At 40.9% G+C, this 257-nt stretch carries 1 protein-coding gene; it reads left to right on the forward strand.

All coding sequences use genetic code 11. The features are described from left to right. Window positions 1-257: ATP-binding protein (locus EOC06_RS39105; RefSeq protein WP_245470480.1), on the forward strand; the 257-nt coding region annotated here is incomplete at both ends.

The raw sequence follows: 257 nt of genomic DNA on the forward strand, positions 1-257 counted from the left end.
ATTTATTATCAGACAGCTGCTGACAAATGCCGTTAAATACAGCGAAAAAGCAGATATTGTCATTACAAGCAGCAGGAAAGACGAGCAGATTATACTGCAAATCCGTGATTTTGGAATCGGCATGGAGAAAAAGGATTTGCCGCTTATTTTTGATAAAGGCTTCACATCTACAGCTAACCATCAAAACCAGCATGCGACAGGCATGGGATTATACCTTGCCAAAAAGGCAGCAGATACCCTCCATATTACAATGGAAG

Origin of the sequence: Mesorhizobium sp. M7A.F.Ca.MR.362.00.0.0, from assembly GCF_004023175.1 — a bacterium.
Lineage (GTDB): Bacteria > Pseudomonadota > Alphaproteobacteria > Rhizobiales > Rhizobiaceae > Mesorhizobium.